The organism is Sinorhizobium mexicanum (genome assembly GCF_013488225.1).
GTDB lineage: Bacteria > Pseudomonadota > Alphaproteobacteria > Rhizobiales > Rhizobiaceae > Sinorhizobium > Sinorhizobium mexicanum.
Genome location: NZ_CP041238.1, coordinates 2,669,862 through 2,682,263 on the forward strand (window position 1 = coordinate 2,669,862; position 12,402 = coordinate 2,682,263).

General features: G+C 63.3%; 15 protein-coding genes. 7 read left to right on the forward strand and 8 right to left on the reverse strand.

The features are described 5' to 3' along the window. Positions 1–28: 28 nt before the first annotated feature. The 3 genes from FKV68_RS12655 to FKV68_RS12665 all read left to right on the forward strand — a co-directional run bounded on the left by FKV68_RS12655 (position 29) and on the right by FKV68_RS12665 (position 3,019). Positions 29–892 (forward strand): DMT family transporter, encoded by an 864-nt coding sequence (locus tag FKV68_RS12655; protein ID WP_209647388.1) that lies wholly within the window; start codon positions 29–31, stop codon positions 890–892. 44 nt (positions 893–936) lie between these two features. After that, entirely contained in the window at positions 937–1,569 is a 633-nt protein-coding gene (locus FKV68_RS12660; protein ID WP_180938176.1) for an FMN-binding negative transcriptional regulator, read from the forward strand. Positions 1,570–1,630: 61 nt separating this feature from the next. Then, entirely contained in the window at positions 1,631–3,019 is a 1,389-nt protein-coding gene (locus FKV68_RS12665) for a M20 family metallopeptidase (protein WP_180938177.1), read from the forward strand. Between the two features lie 122 nt (positions 3,020–3,141). On the opposite strand, the gene FKV68_RS12670 is transcribed toward FKV68_RS12665, so the two are convergent. Next, positions 3,142–3,288, reverse strand: a complete 147-nt coding sequence (locus tag FKV68_RS12670) for a hypothetical protein (protein ID WP_180938178.1) — start codon at positions 3,286–3,288, stop codon at positions 3,142–3,144. 654 nt (positions 3,289–3,942) lie between these two features. Between FKV68_RS12670 and FKV68_RS12675 the strand changes: the two genes are divergently transcribed. Next, positions 3,943–4,143, forward strand: a complete 201-nt coding sequence (locus FKV68_RS12675) for a hypothetical protein (RefSeq protein WP_180938179.1) — start codon at positions 3,943–3,945, stop codon at positions 4,141–4,143. A gap of 69 nt (positions 4,144–4,212) precedes the next feature. Here the strand turns inward: FKV68_RS12675 and FKV68_RS12680 are convergent, their stop codons facing one another. Further along, positions 4,213–4,842: a TerC family protein gene (locus tag FKV68_RS12680; protein ID WP_180938180.1), complete on the reverse strand. Its 630-nt coding sequence runs from the start codon at positions 4,840–4,842 to the stop codon at positions 4,213–4,215. A gap of 260 nt (positions 4,843–5,102) precedes the next feature. Next, positions 5,103–5,960, reverse strand: coding sequence for a glycosyltransferase family 2 protein (locus FKV68_RS12685; protein ID WP_180938181.1), 858 nt, complete (start codon positions 5,958–5,960; stop codon positions 5,103–5,105). A 130-nt stretch (positions 5,961–6,090) separates the two neighbouring features. Between FKV68_RS12685 and FKV68_RS12690 the strand changes: the two genes are divergently transcribed. Both FKV68_RS12690 and FKV68_RS12695 read left to right on the forward strand, forming a co-directional pair. Continuing rightward, a complete protein-coding gene (locus FKV68_RS12690) occupies positions 6,091–6,828 on the forward strand; it encodes a glycosyltransferase family 2 protein (RefSeq protein WP_245181927.1) in 738 nt (245 codons plus the stop codon). Between the two features lie 142 nt (positions 6,829–6,970). Further along, a complete protein-coding gene (locus FKV68_RS12695) occupies positions 6,971–7,462 on the forward strand; it encodes a hypothetical protein (protein ID WP_180938182.1) in 492 nt (163 codons plus the stop codon). Here the strand turns inward: FKV68_RS12695 and FKV68_RS12700 are convergent. Further along, positions 7,455–7,817, reverse strand: coding sequence for a hypothetical protein (locus FKV68_RS12700; RefSeq protein ID WP_180938183.1), 363 nt, complete (start codon positions 7,815–7,817; stop codon positions 7,455–7,457). The genes FKV68_RS12695 and FKV68_RS12700 overlap by 8 nt on opposite strands. Before the next feature lie 40 nt (positions 7,818–7,857). Here FKV68_RS12700 and FKV68_RS12705 point away from each other — a divergent pair, with 40 nt between their 5' ends. Beyond that, entirely contained in the window at positions 7,858–8,091 is a 234-nt protein-coding gene (locus FKV68_RS12705; RefSeq protein WP_180938184.1) for a hypothetical protein, read from the forward strand. A 101-nt stretch (positions 8,092–8,192) separates the two neighbouring features. Here FKV68_RS12705 and FKV68_RS12710 read toward each other — a convergent pair whose 3' ends face one another. The 4 genes from FKV68_RS12710 to FKV68_RS12725 all read right to left on the reverse strand — a co-directional run bounded on the left by FKV68_RS12710 (position 8,193) and on the right by FKV68_RS12725 (position 12,332). Beyond that, positions 8,193–8,984: a DUF1194 domain-containing protein gene (locus tag FKV68_RS12710; protein ID WP_180938185.1), complete on the reverse strand. Its 792-nt coding sequence runs from the start codon at positions 8,982–8,984 to the stop codon at positions 8,193–8,195. Between the two features lie 455 nt (positions 8,985–9,439). Next, positions 9,440–10,225, reverse strand: a complete 786-nt coding sequence (locus FKV68_RS12715) for a pentapeptide repeat-containing protein (protein WP_180938186.1) — start codon at positions 10,223–10,225, stop codon at positions 9,440–9,442. A gap of 285 nt (positions 10,226–10,510) precedes the next feature. After that, the gene (locus FKV68_RS12720; protein ID WP_180941487.1) at positions 10,511–11,545 is read right to left on the reverse strand and encodes a Tim44 domain-containing protein; all 1,035 of its coding nucleotides are present in this window, start codon (positions 11,543–11,545) and stop codon (positions 10,511–10,513) included. A gap of 127 nt (positions 11,546–11,672) precedes the next feature. Beyond that, entirely contained in the window at positions 11,673–12,332 is a 660-nt protein-coding gene (locus FKV68_RS12725) for a DUF2278 family protein (protein WP_180938187.1), read from the reverse strand. Positions 12,333–12,402 lie beyond the last annotated feature (70 nt).

Consider the following 12,402-nt stretch of genomic DNA (forward strand, 5'->3'; position numbering starts at 1 on the left):
CGATACCGACATGAAAAAGGAGAAGGCCATGGAAAAGACGACGAGCGGATGGATCAACGGCTTTCTCGGCGTGCTGATCTTCAGCGGCTCGCTGCCCGCGACGCGTGCCGCCGTGCTCGATTTCGACCCGGTGTTCCTGACCGTTGCGCGGGCCGGCATCGCGGGCCTGCTTGCCCTGTGCCTTCTTCTTGCCTTTCGGGAGAAGCGGCCCACAACCGACCAACTCCTCTCCCTGGCGATCGTCTCCCTGGGTGTCGTGGTCGGGTTCCCTCTGCTGACCGCCTTCGCGCTTCAACACGTGACATCGGCGCATTCGATCGTCTTCGTCGGAATGCTGCCGCTCGCGACCGCGGCTTTCGGCGTGCTTCGCGGCGGCGAGCGCCCTCGCCCCGCCTTCTGGATGTTTTCCGTCGCGGGAAGCCTGCTGGTTGTCGGCTTCGCGCTTGCGCAGGGCCTGTCGGCCTCGCCCGTCGGCGACGCCCTCATGCTTGCGGCAATCGTCGCTTGCGGGCTCGGCTATGCCGAAGGCGCGAAACTGTCGCGCACCCTTGGCGGCTGGCAGGTGATCTCCTGGGCGCTCGTCCTGTCGCTCCCCGTCATGCTCTCGATCGCGCTTGCCCTGATGCCGTCGTCATTCGCTGAGGTGGGCATGCCCGGCTGGGTCGGCCTCGGCTATGTCTCCCTGTTCAGCATGCTGATCGGCTTCATCTTCTGGTACCGCGGACTGGCGCAGGGCGGCATCGCGGCGGTCGGGCAACTGCAATTGCTGCAGCCGTTTTTCGGACTGGCGCTGGCCGCGACCTTGCTCCATGAAGAGGTGAGCCTCACGATGCTCGCGGTGACGGTCGCCGTCATCCTCTGCGTCGCCGGCGCACGCAAGTTCGCGAAATGAGCGATCCTGTGCTTGAATGTCGCCAGCAATAGGAACGAGACTCGATGTACACACCGCCGGCCTTCAGAGAGGATGATCGCGCCACACTCCATAGGATGATGCGCGAGGCGCGGCTTTGCCACTTCGTGACGGCCACCGCAGATGGCCTGATCGCGACGCCGCTGCCGTTGTTTCTCGATCCCGACGAAGGCGAGCATGGGACGCTGTACGGCCATCTCGCGAGGGCCAATCCGCAATGGAAGACCCCGCCGATCGGCGACGGCATGGCAATTTTCATGGGGCCGGATGCCTATATCACCCCCTCCTGGTACGCATCGAAACGCGAGCACGGCAAGGTCGTCCCGACCTGGAACTATGCGGCGGTGCATGCCTATGGACCGGTGGAATTTTATGACGATACCGAGCGCTTGCTCAACGTCGTCACGCGGCTGACCGATCTTCACGAAGGGCCGCGCCCGGAGCGGTGGGCCGTGACCGATGCGCCCGAAGCATTCGTTCAGGCACAGCTCAAGGGCATCGTCGGGCTCAAAATGCCGATCACGCGGATCGAGGGCAAAAGCAAGATGAGCCAGAACCGCCCGGCGGCGGACAGGGCGGGCGTTGCCGAGGGTCTGGCACGCAGCGAACGAATTTCGGACCGGATCGTGGCGCGGTTGATTCCAGGCGGCGGCGAATAAAGGGCAAACCTTCGCTCGCAACACGCATTCCGCCGCGGCTCGTCCGGTGTTATGGTGTGGAATGACCCGCGATGCAGCCATAGCGAGAGCGGAGGCTTACTTCGATTCCGGTGCTTTCCGGGATGATCTGGCGCGTCGCGTCGCTATGCCGACCGAGAGCCAGAACCCGGAGCGGGCGCCGGTGCTGGCCGAATACATCGAAACCGAAATGAAGCCCGCTTTCGAAGCACTCGGGTTCACCTGCCAGACATTGTCCGAGGGCAACTGGCCCTTTCTCCTTGCCGAGCGCATCGAGGACCCGGCGAGGCCGACCGTGCTCGGCTACGGCCACGGCGACGTCGTTCGCGGGCTTGACGAGGACTGGAACGAAGGTCTCTCTCCCTGGCGAATGACGGAGCGCGACGGCCGGTGGTACGGACGCGGTGTCGCTGATAACAAGGGGCAGCATTCGATCAACATCGGCGCGATCAAGGCCGTGCTGGAGACGCGCGGCGGACTTGGCTTCAATGCCAAATACCTGATCGAAATGGGAGAAGAGCGGATCTCTCCGGGCCTACGCGAACTGGCCGTCACCCACAAGGACTTGTTTCGAGCCGACGTCCTGATCGCGTCGGATGGACCACGCCTCTCGGCCGCGCGGCCAACGGTTTTCCTGGGTTCACGCGGGGCGGTCAGCTTCGATGTCTGGGTGGAGGCGCGCGAGGGCGGCCACCATTCCGGCAACTGGGGCGGTCTTCTTTCCGACCCGGCGATTGAGCTTGCCCATGCTCTTGCAAGCATCACCAGCCCGACGGGCGAGATCCGGATTGCGGAATGGCGCCCGCAGGATATTCCGGACGACGTTCGGCGCGTTCTCGCCGACTGCGACATCGAAACCGGCGCCGGCGATCCCGAAATTGATCCCGACTGGGGCGAACCCGGTCTGACGCCGGCGGAAAAGCTGTTCGCGTGGTGCTCGTTCGCGATCCTCGCCTTCGAGGCGGGAAACCCGAAGACGCCTGTCGGCGCCATTCCGCCGCGGGCCTGGGCGCGCTGCCAGTTGCGGTTCGTCGTCGGCATCGACGCAGAGGATATCCTCCCTGCGCTTAGACGGCATTTCGACCGCCGCGGCTTTTCGCATGTGCGGATCGCTCAGACCAGCGACGCGGTCTTTCACGCCACACGGCTGGATCCCGCGCATCCATGGGTCAACTGGACGGTGGACTCGATTGTGCGCACCACCGGCAAGAGACCGGCCATCCTGCCAAACCTCGGCGCATCGCTGCCGAACGACATTTTCTCCGATGTCCTGGCCCTTCCGACCGTCTGGGTCCCGCATTCCTATCCCGGGTGCTCCCAGCACGCGCCGAACGAGCATCTTCCGCTCGTGATCGCCCGCGAGGGTCTGGCGCTTATGGCCGGGATCTATTGGGATCTCGGCGAAGCGGGCGTGCCGGGACAACATCAGTAGCGGTTGCCGGGTGATGCCGGCGAGTGTCGTGACCCGGGCGCGGGTCATTGTACGCCGTCCGTTGCGACGCCGGCTTCCTCATGCTGTCGCCCGAGGCCGACCCTTGCGACCTGATGGCGACATCAAGGCACGCGCACCTGCAGATTGGTTGATGCTGTGGTCTCGTTTGATACGCCCGCCGTCGGCTCCAGCCAGTCGACTGCAGCTATGGCGAGGGCGAGAGCAATGGCCGGCGCTGCGAGCGCTGCCAGGAACGCGAATCTCTTCATTGCCGGCATCCCGGAAAGGCTTGGCACAAACAAGATAGGCCGTGGTTGGGGGCGGAAATCCTCGCTCAGTTGCAGAAAGCTTAGGGCACTCATCCACCGAAAGTATCAGACCTAAGTCCGATGCGGCGTGCCAAAGGTCTGATACCCGTTGCCGAGCGTTTCTCCGGGTGCATAGTGCAGCGCATAAACGCCTGCGGAATCAACGGCTAGCCCCCGCCGCCGTAGGCGTGAGAGGTCCCAGAGCGATGCTCCCCGCCCCCTTTTGCATCACTCTGGGACCTTCCATTTCTTGCCTGCAGTACTGCGCGTCGGTGAGACGCGCGAAAACGGCGTAGCATCTCGAATTGCATGCTTCGTCGGTAAATCGGGTAGCGGCGCGGCAGCTGCTTCTTCGCATGGATCGGCCCGGCCCCGCCGGCTTGAAAGGCCCTACAGCGCCGTGCGTCCATCAGGACGCACAAAGGACGCTGTAAGTCTTTGAATCTACGCATCGTGCTTTCCGAAAATCGATTCCGATTTTCGGGCCGATGCGCTAGACGAATATCCTGGCGCATGCCGCATTTCGGGTGCATGCTATGAACATCGGTGGCAAATGACACGGGCGCCCACTGGCTGAGAGATGCGCGCGCTTTCGCCCCAACAGGAGCCGCGGCCATGTCTCCCTCTCGCGACTTTCAAACCGGTCTCATCTTACCGGCCGACATCGACTTTCTTCAGGGCGTTTTCAATTCGACACTGGAGGCGAAAAAACTCCCGTGCACCAGTCCTGAAGCAGAAGCGCTCGCCAAGAGGCTCTTTAGCCTCTACCAGGCGGGCGTGAGGAGCCCTGCCGAATTGAGCGCGTTGGTGGCGTAGCCGGGAAGCTCCCTGCCGGACGGATAAGACGCGCGGAGCCGGGAGCCGGCCCCGCATGGGTAACGAAGATCAGCCCGCGATCGCCGCGACGACCGGGACGACGTGCGGCCAGACCTCGAGCGATCCACGATAGATCATGTCGAGCGCGACATAGAGGATGATCGCCAGACCGATATAGGCGATCCAGTGGTAGCGGTTGAGCAGCTTGGCAATAAGGCCCGCGGCAACGCCCATCATCGCGATCGACAGCATGAGACCGATCACCAGCACCGTCGGATGCTCGCGGGCGGCACCTGCAACCGCAAGCACGTTGTCGAGCGACATGGAGACGTCGGCAACGACGATCTGGATTGCCGCCTGCATGAAGGTCTTCTTGTGCGGCTCGCCATTCCCCTCTTCCGCGCCGTCCCCCTGGGCGGCACGCAGCTCGCGCCACATCTTCCAGCAGACCCAGAGCAGCAGGATGCCGCCGGCGAGCAGCAGGCCGATGATGTCGAGAAGCTGGACGGTCACGCTGGCAAGCGCGATGCGAAGAACGGTCGCGGCGAGAATGCCGACCAGGATCGCCTTCTTGCGCTGCTCGGCCGGAAGCCCGGCGGCGGCAAGGCCGATGACGACGGCGTTATCCCCGGCAAGCACCAGGTCGATGACAATAACCTGCAGAAGCGCCAGCAAGCCGGCAGACGTAAAAATTTCCATGATGTGTTGATCCCCACTGAGCAAAGCGGCTCGGCATCGCTACGGATAAATCATCGATCGATCAAGTGGCGATACCGGTCTCAACCAAAAAAACTGGAGTGCGCCGTCACGGACGGATTAAGCGGCTGGCGCGATGCCATTGCTCTGGTATGCGCCGAGCCCCTCTATTCGTGCTCGTCACACGGACGCGGCCACAGCGCGTCGGCGAACAACTCGTCCTTGCCCGGTGCGATCCGACTGTGCATTCGCACGCGACACCATCACGCCGGACTGAAGATTGCCCTGATCCGCTGCCGGAGCGCCCGCTTGTACATCCGGAACCACGGCGCCACGCGCTTGTTCGCGTGCTGCTCGAGCGCCTTTCTCAGCACGATCTTTTCCTTCGCCGTATAGTCGGTCTCGGCGATGATGCGGCGTGCGATCTCGACATATTTCCGCCGCGCCGCCAGCCGTTCGGCCGGTTCCAGGTGGTAGCTTCCCTCGCGCATGATCCTCTGCGTGAAAGTCGCCTCGGGCGCGAATGCCACCTGGCCGTTGACCATGGCTCGCATCGTCGTGAGGTGGTCCGCCGCCCAGGCATAGGGATAGTCCCTGAGCACCTCCATGTCCTCGGCGACGGCCTGGCGCCGCCAAAGGCCGTAGAACCAGCTCGGATGGCAGCCGAGCAGGGTCGCCTTCGCCCTCGACAAGCGATCGGGGCCCTCGCTCACCGGCAGCGGATAATCGGCCTCGCGCCCCGTCGACGTGTTGATCCGGTGGACAGGAGTGACGGCCAGGCGGGCTTCACCCTCCCGGTCGAGCGCGTTTACCGTCACCTCGAGATGGTTCTCGTCCGTCAGGTCGTCATCGGCCCGCCACATGAAGTAATCGGCCCCGCAGAGATTGAGCGCGTTTCTGAAATTCTCCATTACTGGCACGTTGATGTTGCTGCGAATATGGCGGAAGCGTTTGTCCTTTCGCGCAAATTCGGCGCAGATTTCGCTGGTGCCGTCCGTCGAGGCGTTGTCACAGATGACAACTTCGAAGTCCTCGAAGCTCTGGCCGCGTATGCAATTCAAGCTTTCGAAAATCGTCCCGGCGCCGTTGTAGGTGGGAACTGCGATACTTACGCGAGCCATGTTTTCCCCGTTGCACGCCCTTGTTGACCTGCTTATATATGCGGCGCTTGATCAGCCCCCTGCTCAAACACACGCCGCCGGCGTTGACAAGCGTGTACGCCACCGCCCGCCTCAACGCAAGGCTGCATTCATGCCGAAAATTGACGTTTGCATCGTTGCCGCCCGGCGTCCCGACCTGCTCGCCGCGACGCTCGAAAGCCTGTCGAAGCGGATGCTCGATCACTTCGAGATCGAGAACGTCTACATGAACCTCGATCCGATCTTCGGGGACGAGGACGCCCACGCCGCCTGCCTCGAACTGGTCCGCGGCCGGTTTCCGGGGGTGGTCGTCTTCGAACCGGAAACGCCGAGCTTCGTCGGCGCCGTCCGGCGGCTTTGGTCGGCCACCAGGGCAGATTTCGTCCTGCACCTCGAGGACGATTGGGTCGCCCTGACCGACATCGGTCCGGCGGTCTTCACCGCCTTCCAGGATCCCGCGATCGCGCAAGTGTCGTTCCACACCGCCGAGCAGAAATGGGACATCGCCAAGCGGGGCCATTTTCACAAGCGCAATGAATACTTGCGGCTGTTTGGCATCAAGATCCCGAAGTTCACCGCCTTCCCGATCTTCACCACCTCGCCGTCGCTTCTCCGAGGTCAGTTCGTGCGGGACTGCGCGCGCCTCATGGACCCGGCGAGAGATCCTGAGAAACAATTCTATTACGGCGTGAACCCGGCGCTGGAACAATACGTCCGCAGCAGGAAGAGCTATATTTTCTCGCCCCAGAAGCGCCCGGTGATCAAGGACATCGGCCGCGACTGGCAGAAGGAAAAGAAGATCAAGAAGGTCATCCGCGACGCCAATTCGGTCTGGGAAGCGGTTGGATAGTCTTCCTCTCGCGGGCTGAGCCCGTACCCCCGTATGCTCTGCCGTCTAAGTGTATTGTTATCCGGCAAGGCAACCGCATTCCCTTTGCGGGACAGGCACCGGAGCAACATGCGATTCTTCCGAGACGACGCGAGGGCTCACGGTGGAGGACGTCAGCGAAAGATCGTATGAACGGCTAACGTCGGCAGACCTGGAAAGGATTGCCGCCGCCGCGCTTCGTGCGCTCGCCGCCATCTTCGATCGTGCTCCGGTCGCCGGTCTTTACCGCGATCGCCTGCTCCTTCTCGCGCTCGCCCAAGGCAGTGCGCTGCACTATCTGAACGGCACGAACGGGCTGAAGGACATCGACGTCTGGGCCTTCTTCGCGGCCGGTCCCAGCAAGCCGTTTCCGCACCGGAAGCGCTGGTGCGTGGATTTCGGCCCCTCCCGCTTCGGCCGGCACCCGGCCGATCTCGGCTATTCCGGCCGCCGCCTCGACCTCATGGGCCGGTCGATCGCCGCTGCCGCCGGCGAACCGCCGCAGCAGGCCGTGCGGCGATGGCTCGGACAGAAAAACCGGTCCGCGATCGAACTCAGCAAGAAGCCGATGTTCTCCCTGTTTCCACAAGCGTTCTTCGGCGAGCGGCTCAACTAAGCAATTCCAGGAAAAGTGTGTAGCGGTTTTCCGCCGGGAATTGCGTTGGAACCACGCAATTCCAGGAAAAGTGTGTAGCGGTTTTCCGTCCGGAATTGCGTTGGAACCACGCAATTCCAGGAAAAGTGCGTAGCGGTTTTCCGTCCGGAATTGCGTTGGAACCAAGCAATTCCAGGAAAAGTGCGTAGCGGTTTTCCGCCGGGAATTGCGTTGGAACCACGCAATTCCAGGAAAAGTGTGTAGCGGTTTTCCGCCGGGAATTGCGCGGGTGCACCGCAAACGCGATTGACTCCCGCCCAAAAGAGAACATAATAAGAACACCTATCGGCGATGCAGCCGCCAATCCGAAATTCATCGTAGCAAGAACTCCGTCCATCCACGGAGAGGGAGAAGCCATGTCCGCCGCGGAGCGTTCCGACATCGAGGAATTTGACGAGTGGCTGGACGAGGTCGCAGCCGCGCTCGCCTGGCATGGCGGTGACGCCGAGGCGACGATCCGCACCCTGCTCGCAGACTGCAAGCACCTGCGCGAGCAGCTGGCGCTCGCCCAGATCGCCATGGGCATGGGTTTTACGCGCGGCTGGTCGCCCTCTGCGGAACGTCGGGACGAACTGGCAAGCCGGGGATAGGGCGACCATGGCAATTCCCGCAAAGTCCGCCGCGATCTTCCGGCAGGATTGCAATGTTTCAAATGGTTGGCGCCATTCCTTTAGAGAAACGTTGAAGCGATCTACCGGCCGATCGCGCGCTCCTGCAGTTCCTCGCCGATGAAGCAATTATAGGGTTGCCCATACTGGACGGGACTCAGCCTCGGCTCCTCCAGCCGGCTCACCTTCAGTCCGGAAATCTCGATGACCAGCTTGGCGAGAATCGCTGCCGCAAACTCGTCGATGTGCTTCACCTTCAGGAGAAAGGATCCCGGGCCGCCAATGACGCACTCGCGGTAATAGGCGTCGAGATCCGGGATCGACGTTGAGTCCGGCTCGCTCCGCAGCATGATCGGAAGGCCGTCGATCGTGATCCCCTGGGCAATGGTGTTGTTGCGCGCGAGAGGCGCTGGCGCGCCGGCATTGTTGGGTCCGTCGCCCGATACGTCGATGACGCGGCGGCTCGCCCGAAAGGGACTCGTCTGGAAAAGCGTGCGGCCCACCGCCAGCGTGTTGGAAATCGACGTGAAGCCGATGCGTTGCATCGGTTGGCGCTCCAGGGTCTCGGCGAATTCGTGCGCGGTCCGGGCGTCGTAAAGCAGCGTCCACGGCATCACCTGAACCGCCTTGCCGCCCCATTCGACATAGGTGACGGCAATCTTTCCAAGCGGCCCGCCGCGCAATGCCGTGATGACCTCCGGACTGCGGAAGGCCTCCACATAGCCGGCTCGCTGGATGCTCAACTCCTCCGGCTCCATCGAATAGGAAACGTCGACCGCAATGACGAGTTCGAGGTCGACGGCAACAGGTTCGGCGAGCCCGGGTCCGCTGAGGAGGCAGAGAGCAGCAACAAGCGACCATCGGCGTTTCGTCATGGCGGTTACCTACTGTTTGCTTCCTGGATCGTAGCCGATCTACGGATAGAAACATGCAGGAATTCAAAGTGCTACAGCGTCCTTGCGCGCCTGACGGGACGCGCGGCGCTGTGGGCGCGATGGGATCCGTTTGGATTACAGCACGAGCTTCAAATTTCAGGAAGCACGCAGTTATCTCAACAGGCCGGCTACGATCCGCCCGGGAAGGCGGTTTCCGGCGTCTCTGCGTCGTCCTCCTACTCCGCGGTCGTCCTCAGGCTTGAAACGCAGCTCAGAGGAAAGCGCCTCGCGCACCGGGATGGCAGCTCGATCCTGGATCCTAGGTGAAGCCCGAGGAAGACGGAACAAGAGGAAAGTCCGGCATCAAACAGCGGGCCGGACGACCGCCCAGGCCCTTACGCGCGCTCTTCGCCGGCGGAGCGTTCCCGCGGGCCCAACGCAGGCGAAAACGTCCATCAGTCGTCGTCGGCCGGGCACGGCCATTTGGTGGGGACAGACAGGCCGGCCGGCAGCTTCGTTGCCGTGTCGCCGCAGGCAAGGTCAACCTGCTCCTGCTTGAGCCCGGTCGCGGCCGAGAGGTCGAGGCCTTCTATCCTCGTCAGGAACAGGAAGGCACGGTCGAAATCGATCGGCCCCTCGAGGACCGCACCGCTGAGATTGGCGCGCGAGAGATTGGCCATCGAGAAGCGGGTGCCCGTCAGCACGGCCTCATGGAAGTTGGCGCGTCCGAGCTCGGCCTTCTCGAAATCGGCGCCCGTCAGGCGTGCGCGGCTGAAGTCGGTGCGCTGCAATTCGGAGCTTACGAAGGAGGCACCCTCGGCGGAAATGTCGGAAAAATTACCGCGATAGGCCTCGACCCGGGTGAAATTCGCCTTGTCCGCGACGGCGCCGGCGAGCGAAGCGCGCATCAGCGTCGCCTTTTCGAGATTGGCTGCGCGAAGCGTGGCGCCTCTGAGGTCAGTCAGCGTGAAATCGGTATTGGCCAGATTGCCGCCTTCCAGGTTGCTGCCGCCGAGCATGAGCAGCCGCTTGTTGCAGTCCTGCCAGTCCGTTTCCGGTCCGGCCGAACTCTTGCAGTCCGCCGCCCCGGCGAAGGTCGAGGCCGTCACCGCGAGAAAGAAAGCCGCCGCAGCAAAGACAAGTCGCGATGCGCGCCCCGCGGCCGCCGGACGGTCCCGTCCTCCTCCCGTCGGCGAAATCAAACCGGCCGAACTTTCCAGGGTCTTACCAGCGATGTACATCCCGTTGCTCCAGCGCCCGCAGCGAAAAGAATTTTATAGCAATTCAAGGCGTTACGCCGATCATTGCCCAACAGAAAAGACACGCAATGATCGTCTTCGTCAAGACCGCGCATGCGCCCGGACGCATACCCGGGCGGCGGCGGCAGGTCGAGTGCCGGCGCGATTTTACGCTCAAGCCGGGCCGGGCTTAAGCGAATAAGCGATCACGGATTCACGAAGTCGGGAATGCCCGCCCCGCCACGGCGCCATGACGGCGCTGTGCGGTCGGAACGGCGAAGCCAGCCGTCAGGCCTGGACGCCCTGGATGGCGGAGACCTGCCATTCCGCGCCGGGTTTGCGCAGGAAGGTCCAGAGCTCGACCGCCTCGGTGAGCTTGTCGGCGTCGCCGCTGACGACGCGGCCGGTCGATCGGTCGCGCATCACGTCGATGCTCTCGTAGCGCATCGCGACGGTTGCGTAGTCCATGCCGTTTTCGCGCCAGGCCTCGGCGACATCGCCCTGGACGAGATGGACGTCGCGCACCTCGTTCCTGACCCCGCTCGTCGCGTTCTCGCTGAGTTCCTCGGCAAGATAGGACATGGCTTCCGGCGTGGTCAGTCGACGCAGCGCCGCATAGTCCTCGGCACCGTAGGCCGCCTGCACCTCTTTCAGCATCGCCTCGAAGCGGTCGAGGTCGCGCTGGGTGACGCCGATTTCGTCCGTTTCACCGGAGGCGGCGGCGGACGATTGCGCGGAGGCGGAAGCCGCGGTCGCAGTCTGCCCGTTCGAGTTCGCGCCCCTGCCCGCTCCCTCGCCTATGGTCGGAATGCGGAAGGACGGCGGCCCCGAAGAGGCAGCGGCCGACGAGCGGGCCGAAGCGCCTGCGCCCGAATAGGCCGGGCGCTGGCTGCCGCGGAAGAACCGCATCGCCAGCGAAACGAGAACGAAGATCAGGCCCATCTGCAGGAGAAGGCCGAGGAAGCCGACGCCGCCGCCAAGGCCGTGGCCAAGCAGCATGCCGATCAGGCCGCCCATCATCAGGCCGCCGAGCATCGAGCCGCCGAAGCTGTTGAAAAAGCCCGGCCTCCGGTTCGTCATCGGGTTCTGCGCTGCGGGATTGGTCGTGGAGTTGGGGGCGGCATTCTGCCGCGGCGTCATCGTCCGATCGATCGGCGCGGCAGTGCTCGGCGCCGTGCGCGTGACCGGCGCGGTGGAAAAGGTGCGGCTGCCGCGCGAGCCGAAGCCGTTGCCGGCCCGCCGTGCCTCGGCCACGTCGACCACCGTCATCATGACCGTGAGACCAACCGCGACCATTGCCAGAACTCGTCCAAAACGCTGCATGCCATCCATTCCCGTTGTTTCCTCCCCGCTGTCTCTTTGGCCGTTGTACCGGTCACGAAAGGCCATATAACGATTGCCGGGGCCAAATTTAAGGGCTGCGGGCGGATTTCCGAGCAGCGATCGCCTCTTAAGCCGGCCGGCCAAGCGCATCGGTGCGGTAGGACTGCGTCTTGAACTTGTTGAGGAAGGCCGTGAACGTTCCCGACGTGCTCTCGATGATCGTCGCCCCGTCCTGCCAGATGCCGTTTTCGACGGCGAACGGTGATGTTACCGGGTCGCCCTGGTTCTGGTGGACGTTGTGAACGCCGAGGCCGACATTGAAGGGCTCGCCGAAGACGTAGCAGCGCGCGGCATTGGTCAGCACGCCTTCGAGCTCGGTCAACGCATCGATCCCGAGCCCCTGGTTCCACGGCGGGTTCCAGCGGATGAAATCGAGAAAGCGGGAAAGACAACTGTTGTAACGGACGAAGCGGATGCCGAGCGGCGGGTGCAGCACGGGCGAGCGGATGTAGTCGAGCGCCCCGGAGCTATCATTCGAGACGAGCGGATGCCACCCGTTTGAAAGCTGGCTGAACTGGCTCATCGAACCGGCGGCAAGCGCAACCACGCGCCACTCGATACCATTCGGCATGTTCTTCGGATCGACGTCGATCGCGCAGTGGTAAGGCCCCTGCGGCGTGCCGACAATCAGGTTGCCGTGGTAGTAACGCCCGAAATCGTCCGGGTCGTCGCGAAAATAATCGAGCTTCGTCCCGATCACGAGCCCATAGCCATCCTGCAACGGCATGTCGCGCCCTCCCCCGGTCGGAAGCGGCATCCTCCCGCATCCCGCGATGCTGAAGCGAAGCGCCAGATCG